Raw genomic sequence first — 14543 nt, 5'->3', positions numbered from 1 at the left:
CATCGCAAAACAATTCAACTAATTTAATCATGCCTGTTCCTTGTTTATCCAATCGTTCTTGGTCGAAAGATCGGATCTCGGAACAGGCATTTAGTTCAATTTCTTAAACGAGATTCAGGTTCATTAAACTTTTGCACGTTCACGCATTAAGAAAAGCCCGAGCCTAGGTTCGGGTTTTTTATGTTTAAAATATGAGAAGGTGGCGTTTTAACAAAAATAACTTGCATCAAAGCAATATGGAAATTGAATTTCAGAATACCTACTCGATAGATGCTGTGCAGGCGATATTATTTGGTGCAAAATACACAAACTGGTCACAAGCCAAGTCAAAAGTATCACTGTTTACTGGGTATAAGATTTACTTTTAAGGGGATCTTAACTGTGATAACCGAGTGTATAAAAGCTCAATAAATTGAAGCGTACCAATTCATCATAGTGTCCTGACACATTAACTCTCAACTCTCTGTTCGTTAATTTCTGTTATATGGTCACCACATATAATTACATAGTATTACAGAGTAATTTAGCTGTATGCGTATACTTATTTTTAGCAAATTTGATTATCACTCAACCTCAGCAATGTAGGTATTAATAAGCTAAAAGGATAAAATTATGTTCAAAAACACACTGCTCATCGCTGGTACAGCGGCAACTATATTACTCAGTGGTTGCTCGGCGACTGAATCATCAAAAACAATTGAAGCGTCGAAAGTTCAGTCGTTTAACTCTGCCTATACAGGAGTCAAAAGTAAGCTATCAGTTGGCCAATTTCAAAACCAGTCAAGCTTTCACAACGGCATTTTCAGTAGCGGGGCTGATAGATTGGGCTCTCAGGCTAAAACTATTTTGCTTACCCACTTACAACAAAGTAATCGCTTCACTGTGTTAGATAGAGCGAATTTAGCTGCGCTTAAACAAGAAGTTGGCTTTTCTGCTGCAGAGCAAAATATCAAAGGCGCTCAATTTGTGGTTACAGGGGATGTGTCTGAGTTTGGTCGAAAAGAGCAAGGTGATAAGCAGCTGTTTGGTATTCTTGGCAAGGGGAAGTCGCAAGTTGCCTATGCGAAAGTTAATCTCAATATTGTTGATGTGTTGTCATCAGAGGTTGTTTACTCCGTGCAAGGAGCTGGGGAGTATAGTTTATCTAGTCGTGAAGTTATAGGTTTTGGAAGTGCTGCCAGCTATGATTCTACTTTAAACGGCAAAGTACTTGATTTAGCTATACGTGAAGCGGTAAATAATCTAGTTTCAGGGATAGAAAAAGGTGACTGGCAGCCAAATTAGAGGCTTCGTTATGAATAAGATATTGCTAATCGCATCAGTGATGATGATGTTTTTTCTATCAGGGTGTGGAACAACTAAAGCGCTGTATTACCATGGGTCATATTCAGAGAATATATACCAGTATTTTAAAGTGGACGATACGACTGTCAGCGAACAAATAAGTGAGCTTGAACAAACGGTACAGGCTGCGAATAATCATAGTGCAGCCATTGCTCCGGGTATTTTGGCACATTTAGGGTATTTGTATTTGCTTGAAGGTAATTCAGAACTGGGCTTTGATTATCTACAACTTGAAAAGCAGCGCTATCCAGAGTCAGCACACTATATTGATTTTTTGATAGATAATGCAAAGGATACGATGTAATGAGTTTTGTAAAAATTATTGTGTTGTTTTTAGTGATTGCACTGGCAAGTGGCTGTGCATCTCAGCATGCATCATACGATTACACGGCTTATAAGAACAGCGATCCACATTCGATACTGGTGCTGCCGCCGATTAATAACTCTAGTGAAGTGATAGCGCCTTATGCCGTATTGGCTAATGCAACTAAACCACTTGCCGAATCAGGGTACTATGTTATGCCTGTTGCGCTAGTTGCTGAAACATTTAAAAACAATGGTCTCACTATTGCTCAAGATATTCATGCCGTAGCACCACAAAAGTTACATGATATATTTGGTGCCGATGCCGCCTTGTATATAGATATTAAAGAGTATGGCACGTCGTATGCCGTTATTAGCAGTGATACGATCGTTGAAGTGTCAGCGAGGCTTGTTGATTTAGAAACAAGTACGCTTTTATGGCAGGGAAAAGCATCAGCATCTAGTGGTGAACAACGTGATAGAGATATTGATAATTGGGAAGGTATGCTTGTTTCTGCCATTTTGAATCAAGTAATAGAAACTGCTACAGATAAAAGCTTTAAAGTTTCTCAAACTGCGACGCAGAGGTTGCTGTCAGCCAATCATCAAAACGGTCTTCTATATGGCCCTCGTTCTCCCAAATACAACATACCTTGAGTGAATAAGTGGTTAAGGAGGGCTGCCATTGGTCGTGTTTAGCCCTCCTCTGCTGTGCCTTCTAATATCTCTATGATTCAAAATCAATGGTTTAACGCCCTTGGTTGTGATGGTATATACTTAACATCAAAGCTGTTATAGCAAAAATACTTAATGTGCAAATTGCATATCCCCATAATTGCGACTATCAACCTTAATAGTGTTTTAAACAGGCGAACTAATATGAGTAAACTGACGTATGCCCATACTCACGAGTTTTGTTGGGCTGAATTACGCGCAGCAGATTGGCGAGTAGCTAAACCTTTCTATTGCGCGTTATTTGGGTGGGAGTTTGACGATGAACGTGGCGAAAATGGTAGTTTTTATACTAATTTCAACAAGCAAGGCGATATTGTGGCCGGCATGTATGAAATGGATGAAGATAAAAAGCAAGCGCGTGCACAAAGCGTATGGCAGGCCTATGTGGCTGTTACGGATGTAGATGCGTCAATCACCAAAGCAGAGAGCTTAGGAGGTTCGTTAGTACGCGGGCCATATGATATTGGTGAAGCGGGTAGGATGGCGATAATTGCCGACCCTGGTGGTGCGCAACTGACCATTTGGCAAGCTAAAGAGCATATTGGCAGTCATAGGGCGTTTGAAGCCAATACTCCCTACTGGCATGAGCTAGCGTGTAGAAATCGCGATATTAAAGAAGCTTTTTATAGTGAGTTATTTGGTTGGCACTCAATTCACCAAACGGTAGAGAATATCGATTATGTTATTTTTAGTAATGATGACCATGCATTAGCTGGCATGCTTGAGATGACTGAGGCATGGGGCTCTAAAACACCCTCACATTGGATGATGTATTTTGCCGTATTAGATTGTGATGCGATCACAACAAAGGCTGCTGGGCTGGGGGCTAAGGTGTGTGTGCCACCGACGGATGTGCCTGATGTAGGTCGTTATGCGGTAATATGTGACCCACAAGGGGCGTTTTTTTCTATCATTGAATCTTACATGGATGAAATAACACCTTAGTTGTTAGGTCGTCGTGTCAATCTCACTCATACTGATGTTGTACTGGTATGAGTTGTGTGAGTACGCTTAGCCGAGGGGTACTCACTTAAAATAGCCTATTACTCCGAGAGATTATTACTTATTTACCAACTGTGTAACAAAGCGTTCGGCTTGGGCTTCACTGCAACCTGTTCTTTCAATAACATATTCCTTTGGATCATTGATTAATCCGTTCAACACCCTTTCTTTAAAGTTTTCATCAAAAAGCTGCTCATTAGGAAAGTCTATGCCGGAGCTGTTCATCAAAGCTTGCAATTGACTGTGTGTGATTTTTGACAATGTTTTAACTTCAGGTCTTAGTTTTAAGTTATAAAACAAAAAAACGCCTAGCATAAAGCTGTTCAGTAATTCGTAAAACATGGGGTTTTCTTTTTATTACTCAAAGCAATTTTCAATGAATATGCATGAAACGATGATGTATTCTTACACAGGGGATAAGCTTTAAAAGCTCTGTACTTTACCTATTTAGTGTAAATAGTCTAGAGTAGAATGGACAAGAAAGAGGACAAAAATTATGGCATGAACTTGATGGGAACGCTGTGCTCGCTTTCTTTATGTGCTTGAACACGTTGCAGATATTTATCCCATAATTGCGCTTGTTCCACACACAGTGTTCTGAGGTACTGCCAACTGTACAATCCGCTATTATGGGCATCATCAAAGCATAAACGTATGGCGTAATGACCCACTGGTTCAAGTTTGCTAATTGATACGTTATGTTTATTCAGTACCAGTTTCACGCCTGCGCCATGATTTTGTACTTCTGCTGACGGAGAGTGTGTACGCAAAAACTCGCAGCTGAGCGCAAAGTGTTTATCATCATCAAAGTAGATATCTAATATATTACTTTTTTGGTGATAATGCAGTTTAGTGACTATGTACATAATAAGCTCGGTAAAAACGGGGCGCAGTGCCCCGTTTATAGTATAAATTACAAGATAAAGCGAGATAAGTCTTCGTCTTGAACTAGTGCATCTAAATGCTGTTCAACGTAGGCTGCATCAATAACAAAGCTTTCACCTGTTTTTTCAGAGGCATCGTATGACAGCTCTTCCATTAACTTTTCCATAATAGTGTGCAGGCGGCGAGCACCGATGTTTTCGGTTTTTTCGTTAACCTGCCATGCGGCCTCGGCGATGCGGGTTAATGCATCATCGGTAAAGCTAATGTTAACTTGCTCGGTTTTCATCAGCGCTTCTTGTTGCTCAGTAAGTGACGCATGCGGCTCAATAAGAATACGCTTGAAGTCTTTGGCTGTCAGTGGTTCTAACTCAACTCGAATCGGTAAGCGACCTTGTAACTCTGGGATTAAATCAGATGGCTTCGACATTTGGAAAGCTCCAGAGGCAATAAATAGCATGTGATCAGTTTTAACCATGCCGTGCTTGGTATTGACGGTTGAGCCTTCAATAAGCGGTAGTAGGTCACGTTGCACGCCTTCACGGCTCACATCAGGGCCTTGTGCTTCACCACGCTTACAGATTTTGTCAAACTCATCAATAAAGACAATACCATTTTGTTCAACGGCAAAAATAGCCTGCTCTTTAAGCTCTTCTGGATTCACCATTTTAGCGGCTTCTTCTTCTACTAAAAGCTTGAACGCATCTTTGATTTTAAGTTTGCGGTTTTTCTTTTTCTCGCCGGTCATGTTTTGGAACATGCCTTGCAATTGATTCGTCATCTCTTCCATGCCCGGCGGGGCCATGATCTCAACTTGTGGTGAAGATTCCGCTACATTGATATCTATTTCTTTGTCGTCAAGTTGACCTTCACGTAGCTTTTTGCGAAAAACTTGTCGTGTAGAGCTGTTTTCATTTGGTTGTGCTTCACCAGATGCATCTATGGCTGGCGGCAGTAGCGCGTCGAGTATACGTTCTTCAGCTGCTTCTTCTGCGCGATGCTGGTGTTTTTTAGCTTGTTGCTCACGAGTCATTTTTACAGAGATATCAACCAAATCTTTTATGATTGATTCAACTTCTTTACCCACATAGCCTACTTCAGTGAACTTAGTGGCTTCAACTTTGATAAATGGTGCATTCGCTAATTTAGCTAAGCGTCTGGCAATCTCTGTTTTACCCACACCGGTTGGGCCGATCATGAGGATATTTTTTGGCGTTACTTCTGAGCGCAAATCGTCATTCAATTGCATACGGCGCCAGCGATTACGAAGCGCAATCGCGACCGCTTTTTTAGCTTGGTTTTGACCAATAATGTGCTGGTCTAATTCGTGAACGATTTCTCTTGGGGTCATTGCAGTCATGGCAACTCCTCTTACAATTCTTCTATAGTTTGGAAGTTGTTGGTAAATACGCAGATATCGCCTGCTATTTTTAAACTCTTTTCAACAATTTCACGGGCACTGAGGTCAGTATTTTCAAGTAATGCGATTGCTGAAGATTGTGCGAAATTTCCGCCACTACCAATAGCAATTAAGTCATTTTCTGGCTGCACTACGTCACCATTACCAGTAATGATCAAAGACGCCGTTTCATCGGCAACGGCCAACAGTGCTTCAAGTTTACGCAGCGCTCTATCGCTGCGCCAATCTTTTGCCATTTCAACTGCAGCTTTGGTTAAATGCCCTTGATGCATTTCTAGCTTGCTTTCAAATCGCTCAAATAAAGTGAATGCATCTGCGGTACCACCAGCAAAGCCAGCGAGTACTTTGCCATTATATAAACGACGCACTTTACGGGCATTCCCCTTCATTACTGTGTTACCAAGCGATACTTGGCCATCTCCACCAATGACAACTTTATTGTCACGACGTACGCTTACGATGGTAGTCATAGTATTCCTTAAAAACTAAGGCGCTCTTGGCGCCTTTCATTATATGATTGTTAGAAGATATGGGTTAATGAGCTAAAATCAAGTCCAACCCCAAATACCGCACCCTACAATTTTGATACGTTTGAGCCTATTCTTATCACTTTCAGCTTGTCGTAAAGTGTCATAAGGGCCAAGACGAACACGGTACCAGACACCATTGCTGCCTTCAGTGCGACGTATTTCAGCGATCAGGCCCGCAAATGCCATTTTAGCCTTCATTGCTTCAGCTTGAGGATGAGTTCTAAAAGAGCCGCACTGCATTTGATAAGGACCTTTGCTTTTGATCTCTTTAACTTCTACTTTGACCTCATGTTCTTTTATTTCCTCAAGAAAGGGTTTTATCACAGGCTTTTGAAGTTTTTCGGGCTCTTTCTTTACTGGTTGTGTTGTAGTGTCAACTTTTACCGTGGTGGCGTTATGCTTAATGTACCATAGGCCATAAGAAAATCCGCCGATCAGCAGCAATGCTGCCAACGCTAAAAAAGTTGGAAATGGCTTTTTAGGAGGCGTATTTTTACCGCCTTTGCTATTTTTGGGCTTTCTATTTATGTAATCGTGTTGTGCCATAACTTACTTAGTAGGTGTCCATGGGATCGATGTCTATACTCCAGCGCACCCTATTAGCAAGTTTATGCTCGCTAACATATTGCATTAACTGTCTAATATAGTTGTGTAAAATCATACGCTCTGAAGCTTGAATATGTAATTGATAGCGATATTTCCCCGCCAGTCGCTCCATTGGAGCGGGTATTGGCCCGAGCAATTGTATACCACAGTAGGGGGTTGCTGGAACCAGATCCGATAAAAAGTCGAATACCTGTTTCGCATTTGTAGCTTGTGCCCTCAAAATAGCCAAGTGGCTATAAGGTGGTAGAAGGGCTTCCTCACGTTCTTTTAGAGCAAAGCGGGCAAAATCTTGATATCCATTGTTGACTAAATCCTGTAATAGCGGGTGCTCTGGAAAGTGAGTTTGTAATAGTACTTTTCCAGCTTCTCCGCTGCGCCCGGCTCGCCCTGCGACTTGCGTGATCAACTGAGCCATATGCTCAGTGGCACGAAAATCACTCGAGTATAGGCCGCTGTCTACATCTAGAATGACCACTAAGCTAACATCAGCAAAGTGGTGACCTTTAGCAAGCATTTGAGTACCTATCAAAATGCGTGCTCCCCCTTGATTGATTTCGTCTAATGCATCTTCTAAAGCACCCTTGCGTCTAGTTGTATCTCGGTCAATACGGCTTATTGGCGTTTCAGCAAAGCATTCTGTAAGAAAGCCTTCTAGTTGCTCTGTTCCTATACCTGTGGGCATGATCTGCGTACTGCCACAATCAGGGCACTGAGGTGGTACAAAGCTTTGTTCAGAGCAGTGGTGGCATACTAATCTCCCCATCGCTTTGTGATATGTTGTACTAGCACTACAGTGTTTACATTGACTGAGCCATCCACATTCATGGCATAACAAAGTCGGTGCATAGCCTCGACGATTTAAAAATACCATCACTTGTTTGGTTCGTTTGAGTGTTGCGGCTATATGTTGCAATGTAGTAGGTGCCAACCCGGCTTGTTCTTTTTGACCCTTCATATCGACTAACAAGAACTGGTTATCCGTGGTGGTTTGAGCGCGCTGTGATAGGGTCAGCAGTTGGTACTTACCGGTTATTGCCTTATTTAGAGTTTCAAGTGCAGGTGTGGCTGTGCCTAGAATAAGAGGAATATTAATACTAGCACAGCGATATGCAGCTAAGTCGCGGGCATGGTAACGAAGTCCTTCTTGCTGCTTAAAAGAACCATCGTGTTCTTCATCTACAATGATCATACCTAAACTTTTAAACGGTAAGAACACACTTGAACGTGTACCAATTACCAACGCACAGCTACCTTGCTCTGCTCTGCGCCAGGTATGTAAGCGTTCGTTATCTGTTAAGTTTGAATGCCATAAGTCAATAGCAAGGTTAGCAAAGCGACGCCTAAAGCGGTTGACTGTTTGTGGGGTTAACCCTATCTCTGGCACTAGGATTAGGGCTTGCTTGCCACTTTGAACAATGCGTTCCAAGCTTTGCAAGTAAACTTCGGTTTTACCACTGCCAGTGATGCCTTCAAGCAAAAAGCAGCGATAGTTATGTTGTTGATTAATTGCACTGCAGGCAGTGGCTTGTTCTTCATTTAATCTGGGCTTATTAGCAATGGTGATAGCTTGGTTTTGCCACTGTGTATCATGCTTTATTTGCTCAGTGATCAATTGCTTATCAAGTAGGGCGTTAATTTGTTGCTTACTAAAACCGAGTGCTTTTAGCTCAGTTAAGCTTGACTCACCAGATTTGCCTAGTTGTGCCAGTAGTGCCATTTGTTTTTTTGCTCTGAGCTTAGGCTGTAGCTTACCAGCTTCACTTAATACATAGTTGGCAATGGTAGTTTTGTCTGGGTGTGCGCCATCACGTAGTGCAGCTGGTAACGCGGTAAAAAGGGTTTCGCCAATTGGGTGGGCATAATATTGAGCACAAAAGCGTAAAAACTTAAGGTGGATAGTAGATAAAATAGGGCTGTCGTCTAATACTTCTGTCAATGATTTTAGTTTATTTGCAGGCACTTCTGAAGTTGATTTAATCGCCATGACGATTGCGACGAGTTTTCGATTACCAAACGGCACTGTGACCCGACATCCCACTTGTACAGTGCAGTTATCAGCAATACGATAATCAAAGGTGCGAAACAAAGGCACCTTAATGGCAACTTCAGCAAACATCTTGGGCCTTTTGGGCTTACTTATAAGATGGCTAATGTACTATAAGCACGGCCTAATAACGAGATGGCTTGATGCTTAGTTGTACAAAAAACACTAATTTTGATGATTTATTACTTGTGTAAAGCCTTGGAGTTACATAAAATACGCGTCCATTAATTTATATAAACTACGTATGGTGCCAGACTTCGGGTTTGGAGAGCGATACGGCCTAACCTAGAGGTTGCTATGAAAGAAGGTATTCACCCTAAATACGAAACGATTAATGCTACTTGTTCATGTGGTAACAAGTTTCAAACTCGTTCTACACTATGTAAAGACATTCACTTAGACGTATGTTCTGCGTGTCACCCGTTCTATACTGGTAAGCAAAAAATTCTTGATACAGGTGGTCGTGTTGATCGCTTCAACAAACGTTTCGGTGCGCTTAGCAGCAAAAAATAAGAAACGTTTGACTAAAAAGGCACCTAAGGGTGCTTTTTTTGTGCCTGAAAATTGGCGTGTATGGGGATTTTTCATAAAAAGTACACCGCCACTTTAGCTAGATCAGTAAACCTTACAAAATAACTTGCTGTAGAGTTTTAACTCTAATTCTTTATTTTTATCTCCACTATTCATTGTTTTGCATTTGTTAATCAATTTTATAGCGCTATATTTAAGTCTGTGATGAGGCTATATTTGCTTATGAAGGTTGGTTTGATGCATAAAAATGCTAACTGAAAAAACATTCTTTTCTTGTTGTAAATTGCAAATGTGTCTCTATTGTTGATAATTTAAGGGTTAACTTCGGTTATATACCGTTATTTTGTAGTTTTTTACGATTGACTTTGGTGTTTAGCTTGGTTGCATATATTCCCCTAAAATAAACACCTTTAGTAGTACATTTTGGCTGCGTGAAATTGGTTAATATAGGTTAAATGTCGGTAAAAATGCAGCTATTTTCGGTTAAATTAGGCTTAAGTGGATCGACCTCAAATAGCTTGAATATATTTATAAACAAGGTATGGTTTAACTAATTTTGCGAATTTTATCTCACTCTCACTTTTAACTTCTTAGCAGGAAAAAATCGCGTCATGTCAAACTTTCGTGAACAAGCACTACATTATCATGCACACCCCGTTCCAGGTAAAATCAGCGTCGAGCTGACCAAGCCAGCGGAAACTGTAAAAGACTTAGCGTTGGCTTACAGTCCTGGTGTGGCAGAGCCAGTACGAGAAATTGCAGCTGACCCAACCGCTGCATATCAATATACAGGTAAGGGCAATATGGTGGCAGTGATCAGTAATGGTACTGCTATTTTAGGGCTCGGCAATTTAGGTCCTTTGGCGTCAAAGCCTGTTATGGAAGGTAAGGCGCTGTTATTTAAACGCTTTGCAGGCCTTGATTCAATTGATATTGAAGTGAAGCATCGTACTACTGAAGATTTTATCAATACGGTGGCCAATATTGCTGATACGTTTGGTGGTATTAACCTTGAAGACATTAAAGCTCCAGAGTGTTTTGAAATTGAAAAAGCGTTGATTGAGCGCTGTGATATTCCCGTTTTTCATGATGATCAACATGGTACTGCAATTGTCACTGCTGCAGGTATGCTCAATGCACTAGAGATCCAAGGTAAAGATATTCATGACGCTATTATCGTCTGCTTAGGCGCTGGTGCAGCAGCAATCGCTTGTATGGAACTACTCATTAAATGTGGCGCTCAGCGAGAGCATATTTATATGCTAGACCGAAAAGGTGTGATCCATACACGTCGTGATGACTTGAACGAATATAAAAAGTTATTTGCCAACAACACAGATAAACGTACCTTACAAGATGTGATAGCAGAAGCCGATGTATTTGTTGGTGTGTCTGGCCCAGACTTACTTAAGCCAGAGGAGCTAAAATTAATGGCGAATAAGCCAGTTGTATTTGCATGCTCAAATCCAGACCCGGAAATTAACCCAGAAGTTGCACATGGTGCGCGTCAAGACTTGATCATGGCAACAGGACGTTCGGATTATCCAAACCAAGTAAACAATGTACTGTGTTTCCCGTTTATTTTCCGAGGGGCGCTCGATGTGCGTGCAACGGCAATTAATGATGAGATGAAGATTGCAGCGGTAGAAGCGATTCGTAGCATTGCCAAAGAGCCTGTTCCTGCTGAGGTACTAAAAGCAGCCGATGTAGAGAGTTTGGAGTTTGGCCCGCACTACATTATTCCCAAGCCAATGGACCCGCGTTTATTGCCTCGGATTGCTAAGGCAGTGGCAAACGCAGCAATTGAGTCGGGTGTGGCACAAGTTGACTTACCTGATAACTATATGGCCCATCATAAAGCACAGTAATTTTGATTCAAGTATGTTACAAAAAAGGCAGCCCTATTTGGCTGCCTTTTTATTATAAATACACACTTTGCTATAAAATATCAGTAAGTAAAATCCCCACGCCAAAGCGCTGAACATGCGCGTTATAATCAATCATGCTCTCACCATAGCCATTAAAATATTGCGCATAGCCGCGTAACCTTCCCCAAATAGGGAATGACCAATCAAGTTGAATTGCGCCTTTATTATCACTGTTCAGGTTGTTACGCGTCATGAAGCCAAATTCATGTTGTTCATGGCGATACACACCACTAAACTCAAAATAGCCCATGTATTTATAAATATCAGGGTTGTCATCGCCTTTTGCGATTAGCTTATCTTCTTTCTCATCTTCTGGGAGCCTATACCAGGGCTTGAAACTAAACACAAAGCCATTGTTTTCCCATATGAAATTAGCATATAAACGATTCCAAGAGCGAGAGTTTGGTTGGCTGCGGCCGTTAGATTGATGTGATATACCTAATACAACGGCCATTTCATCACCCCAGAGCACATTTTCATCATCTAAGAAGTTTATCCAAAATAATTCTGGTTCGTAGTTCGTTTCACGAAATGGTGACGAGATATCTTTGTTATAAAACTGCCAAAATGATTGCAAGGTAAAACCCATATATACGGCTTGATCTGGGTCAGAAAATCCGGTGTAAACAGGAACCTTTAGTGAGATTTGATATTTTACTTCAACATTGTCTAAAGGCTCACCTTGTTCATTATCAATTGCACGCAAGCCACTAAAGGGTCGATTGTTCGGGTTGCTGATATAAGATACAGGTAAAATATAATTACGATGGTGTGGCGTAATCACATTGCGGTTTTTTTGCGTAATTTGTTCTCTAGCCACTCTTTTATCAAGTGCACTCAGCTTCTGTGCAGCCTCTAACTCGGCGCACTGTGTTTTAAGTTGGGCAATCGTTTTATTCTGATCGCCAGAGAGCACCCCATTTAAAATACACTGTTTGACTAAGTCAATTTCATCATCGTCTTGTGACTTGTTTGCCATTGTATGCGAAGAAGAAATCAAGAGTAAGGTACTAAGAATATAAAGGTGTAGCTTCATCAATTATTGTTCCATCAAATATTTTAACGCTAATTATACATAGCTTTACAGGTGTTGCGGAATAATTATACGTTGCGGTAAGGTTTAACAGGCAATGCATTATAGACCATGGTAATGTTTGGTTTCATATGCTTTGTATTTAAAAATATATTTATAACAGGAAAAGAAAAATGATAAAAAAGTTCAGCGCAATCATATTTTTGATGCTAATAACGTTCCCAAGTTACGCAAATATTGTAGGTTCTGCGATTGATATTCATCGTGCTTATCCCAGTGTCGATGTTGATTATGATGTGGCACCAGTGACAACCGTTGTAGCACAAGGGGTATCGGATAAGGTGGTATCTCAATATGCAAATATAGATATTGAGCAGAATAAAATAACCATTGAATTCTTTGCTGGCAGTGCTTTTGAAGGGGTCAGTGGCAGCACATTTGATGGCTATGTATTTAGAGGATTTAATGGCAAATTATCTGATGCAAATTTAATTAGTAGTGATCTTGCACGAAGCCAAGTGATGTTTGATGCAGACTCAATTTATGTTGATCTGGGCGGGAGCTTTGCAGCTAATTTCAAAGTAGTTATTGGCTTTACTGCTGAGGTTGTTCAACCACAAGGTGCGCTAACAATCAGGTTCACACCAGAAGATAGCATTTTAAATCCTTCTGTTTCAGCACAGGGAGGGCAGCTCTTTTTTACTAAATTTATTAAAAACCTCGCTACAGAGCCTGCATTGGTTGAATCTTTTGTTTACGTTACCTTTCCAAATGGTGAGGTGCGCAATATTGATATTCCTAAAACACATAAATTATTAGCAGGGCAAAGTCTTACGATGCAAAACTGGGCATTAGATGTTAAACCTTGGTTTCCTGCTGGTGAGTATCGAGCGGTGTTTACAGCTATTGATACGTTAAATGGTGCCGAATTTTACAATACAGTTAAATACTTTACGAAGCAGTAAGTGTGGGCACTTTGTTACATAAAGATAAAAAAGGCTGGCGGCACATGCCGCCACACCTTAGTAAGCTTGCCAAAGCCTGCTTACTCTCACGCAATTTTTTGTAACTATTACAATTCAAAGTAATGAGTAAAGAATTTATACAGCTCAGTGCCTTGATTGACCGAGGCGGATGCAAAGTGCAAAATAGCAATCGCATCTTGCTCAATAGTTAATGTATGTAGTGGCTCCTCGGCCAGGTAGCGCTCCATTCTCAGAATATATGCAATGGGTTCACCTGCTTTTAGGTGAGCACCCAGTTCAGCACTATATTCAACCATGCCGCCCATAGGGGCATAGTATGCTTTATAATCTTTAAGCATACAGGCAAAGCGTTTCATCGGTTTTGGTTTATAAGGAGAGTTTAATAGTACTTCTTTGTGAGTCAGGTAGCTCAATATTCCTTGTGCATCTTCAGCTGCTTGAGCTAAATCAATTTTCTCTTGTGAGCCAAGTTCTACAGTAAAAGCTTCTACTAATATCGGTATTTCTCTGCCTCGTGCTTTGAATGCGTCACTCAAACCCCACCAAGGGCAAAAACTGGCTTCATCCAATGCCCCATCAAATTCATTGGGAATGAGAAGGGTGTGAGGTATATCGAAGTAACTTGCACTGCTTTGTGCATACTCAGGGCAATATAAATGTTGAGCAGAAATGGGGCCAGTATGTAAATCTAATACAATGTCTGCATTATGGGCTAAGCGTTGTAAGTTCAACGCAATACGCTTTCCAGTATTAATACTATGTGCAGGTCCATTAAGCAAGTTTTGAGTTTTCTCAACCAGTAGTGCATGAAACTGTTGCTTAATATCGCTAATAGGGCTTTCAAGGTGCTGCTCTACAAAGTGCTCAATGAGTGCGTCATGGTTGTGGTACATGCGATTCCAATTAACACCTGTAATTGGGTCAAAGCGTCCTAAGGTAAATTCTCCTGATTTTTGGTTGCATCCAATAGGGTTGGCATAAGGTACTAGGGTGATATCAGCAGTAAGTGGTTGCTGTTTTAATTGCTCCAGCAATTGATAAATTACGGCATTGCCTTGTACTTCCGCACCGTGCATATTGGCTTGAATATACACTTTAGGACCAGTACCATTGCCTTTTATTCGATAGACGGGAATGGTCAGAGGCAGGCCGTTGGCGACTTCTCCAACTTGAATATTCTCTTGATACACTTGGTTCAT

Annotated in this window: 15 protein-coding genes; 7 read left to right on the top strand and 8 right to left on the bottom strand. The window is 41.0% G+C overall.

What is annotated here, in order from left to right; translation table 11 throughout:
- The first annotated feature begins 612 nt into the window (after positions 1 to 612).
- From OCI93_RS07955 to OCI93_RS07940, 4 genes are all read left to right on the top strand, one after another.
- A complete protein-coding gene (locus OCI93_RS07955; RefSeq protein WP_261594126.1) occupies positions 613 to 1284 on the top strand; it encodes a CsgG/HfaB family protein in 672 nt (223 codons plus the stop codon).
- 10 nt (positions 1285 to 1294) lie between these two features.
- Positions 1295 to 1648 carry a DUF4810 domain-containing protein gene (locus tag OCI93_RS07950; protein ID WP_261594125.1) on the top strand — a complete coding sequence of 118 codons (354 nt, stop codon included), beginning with the start codon at positions 1295 to 1297 and terminating at the stop codon, positions 1646 to 1648.
- Entirely contained in the window at positions 1648 to 2304 is a 657-nt protein-coding gene (locus OCI93_RS07945; protein ID WP_261594124.1) for a DUF799 domain-containing protein, read from the top strand. Before OCI93_RS07950 ends, OCI93_RS07945 begins: the two co-directional genes overlap by 1 nt.
- Before the next feature lie 222 nt (positions 2305 to 2526).
- A complete protein-coding gene (locus OCI93_RS07940; protein WP_261594123.1) occupies positions 2527 to 3327 on the top strand; it encodes a VOC family protein in 801 nt (266 codons plus the stop codon).
- 114 nt (positions 3328 to 3441) lie between these two features.
- Here the strand turns inward: OCI93_RS07940 and OCI93_RS07935 are convergent, their stop codons facing one another.
- From OCI93_RS07935 to priA, 6 genes are all read right to left on the bottom strand, one after another.
- Complete coding sequence (locus OCI93_RS07935; protein ID WP_261594122.1) at positions 3442 to 3726, bottom strand: hypothetical protein; 285 nt, start codon at positions 3724 to 3726, stop codon at positions 3442 to 3444.
- 152 nt (positions 3727 to 3878) lie between these two features.
- Positions 3879 to 4250 (bottom strand): gamma-butyrobetaine hydroxylase family protein, encoded by a 372-nt coding sequence (locus OCI93_RS07930; protein ID WP_261594121.1) that lies wholly within the window; start codon positions 4248 to 4250, stop codon positions 3879 to 3881.
- A 47-nt stretch (positions 4251 to 4297) separates the two neighbouring features.
- Positions 4298 to 5626, bottom strand: coding sequence for an HslU--HslV peptidase ATPase subunit (gene hslU / locus OCI93_RS07925; RefSeq protein ID WP_261594120.1), 1329 nt, complete (start codon positions 5624 to 5626; stop codon positions 4298 to 4300).
- Between the two features lie 11 nt (positions 5627 to 5637).
- Positions 5638 to 6156, bottom strand: a complete 519-nt coding sequence (hslV, locus tag OCI93_RS07920; RefSeq protein ID WP_261594119.1) for an ATP-dependent protease subunit HslV — start codon at positions 6154 to 6156, stop codon at positions 5638 to 5640.
- A 78-nt stretch (positions 6157 to 6234) separates the two neighbouring features.
- Positions 6235 to 6762, bottom strand: a complete 528-nt coding sequence (locus tag OCI93_RS07915; RefSeq protein ID WP_261626161.1) for an SPOR domain-containing protein — start codon at positions 6760 to 6762, stop codon at positions 6235 to 6237.
- 7 nt (positions 6763 to 6769) lie between these two features.
- Positions 6770 to 8938: a primosomal protein N' gene (gene priA, locus OCI93_RS07910; RefSeq protein WP_261594117.1), complete on the bottom strand. Its 2169-nt coding sequence runs from the start codon at positions 8936 to 8938 to the stop codon at positions 6770 to 6772.
- A 225-nt stretch (positions 8939 to 9163) separates the two neighbouring features.
- On the opposite strand from priA, the gene rpmE reads away from it, so the two are divergent.
- Together rpmE and OCI93_RS07900 are read left to right on the top strand one after the other, a co-directional pair.
- Positions 9164 to 9379 (top strand): 50S ribosomal protein L31, encoded by a 216-nt coding sequence (gene rpmE / locus OCI93_RS07905; protein ID WP_261594116.1) that lies wholly within the window; start codon positions 9164 to 9166, stop codon positions 9377 to 9379.
- 629 nt (positions 9380 to 10008) lie between these two features.
- The gene (locus OCI93_RS07900) at positions 10009 to 11265 is read left to right on the top strand and encodes a malic enzyme-like NAD(P)-binding protein (protein WP_261594115.1); all 1257 of its coding nucleotides are present in this window, start codon (positions 10009 to 10011) and stop codon (positions 11263 to 11265) included.
- Between the two features lie 70 nt (positions 11266 to 11335).
- Here the strand turns inward: OCI93_RS07900 and OCI93_RS07895 are convergent, their stop codons facing one another.
- Positions 11336 to 12361, bottom strand: a complete 1026-nt coding sequence (locus OCI93_RS07895; protein WP_410007620.1) for a phospholipase A — start codon at positions 12359 to 12361, stop codon at positions 11336 to 11338.
- Between the two features lie 170 nt (positions 12362 to 12531).
- Here OCI93_RS07895 and OCI93_RS07890 point away from each other — a divergent pair, with 170 nt between their 5' ends.
- Complete coding sequence (locus tag OCI93_RS07890; RefSeq protein WP_261594114.1) at positions 12532 to 13323, top strand: hypothetical protein; 792 nt, start codon at positions 12532 to 12534, stop codon at positions 13321 to 13323.
- A gap of 107 nt (positions 13324 to 13430) precedes the next feature.
- Here the strand turns inward: OCI93_RS07890 and OCI93_RS07885 are convergent, their stop codons facing one another.
- Positions 13431 to 14543 (bottom strand): succinylglutamate desuccinylase/aspartoacylase family protein, encoded by a 1113-nt coding sequence (locus tag OCI93_RS07885; protein WP_261626160.1) that lies wholly within the window; start codon positions 14541 to 14543, stop codon positions 13431 to 13433.

Source organism: Pseudoalteromonas holothuriae, from assembly GCF_945859825.1.
GTDB lineage: Bacteria > Pseudomonadota > Gammaproteobacteria > Enterobacterales > Alteromonadaceae > Pseudoalteromonas > Pseudoalteromonas holothuriae.
This window is presented reverse-complemented; position numbering and strand designations above follow the sequence as displayed.